1 protein-coding gene is annotated in these 772 nt (G+C 69.3%); it reads left to right on the forward strand.

The features are described from left to right. The coding region (locus tag HA073_RS30195) for an AAA family ATPase (protein ID WP_166457866.1) at nucleotides 1-772 on the forward strand (772 nt) is incomplete at both ends.

A 772-nucleotide genomic window follows, 5' to 3' on the forward strand; every position in this document is an offset into this window, starting at 1 on the left:
CCTCAAGGGCCTGCGGGACCGCTACGAGGCGCACCACCGCGTCTCCATCACCGACGCCGCCCTGGTCGCCGCCGCGACGCTGGCCGACCGGTACATCTCCGACCGGTTCCTGCCGGACAAGGCGATCGACCTGATCGACGAGGCCGGCGCGCGGATGCGGATCCGCCGGATGACCGCGCCGCCGGACCTGCGCGACTTCGACGAGCGCATCGCCCAGGTGCGCCGCGACAAGGAGTCCGCGATCGACGCGCAGGACTTCGAGCGGGCCGCCCAGCTGCGTGACACCGAGAAGCAGCTGCTGGGCCAGAAGGCGCAGCGGGAGAAGGAGTGGAAGGCCGGTGACCTGGACGTCGTCAGCGAGGTCGACGACGAGCAGATCGCCGAGGTGCTCGGCAACTGGACCGGTATCCCGGTCTACAAGCTGACCGAGGAGGAAACCTCCCGGCTGCTGCGCATGGAAGACGAGCTGCACAAGCGCGTCATCGGCCAGGAAGACGCCGTCAAGGCGGTCTCGAAGGCGATCCGCCGTACCCGGGCCGGGTTGAAGGACCCGAAGCGCCCGTCCGGGTCGTTCATCTTCGCAGGCCCGTCCGGTGTCGGTAAGACCGAGCTGTCCAAGGCCCTGGCGGAGTTCCTGTTCGGTTCCGAGGACGCCCTGATCCAGCTGGACATGTCGGAGTTCCACGACCGGTACACCGTGTCCCGCCTCGTCGGTGCCCCGCCCGGCTACGTCGGCTACGACGAGGGCGGGCAGCTGACCGAGAAGGTGCGC

It is taken from the genome of Micromonospora sp. CMU55-4 (assembly GCF_011602315.1).
Classification (GTDB): Bacteria; Actinomycetota; Actinomycetes; order Mycobacteriales; family Micromonosporaceae; genus Micromonospora; species Micromonospora chalcea.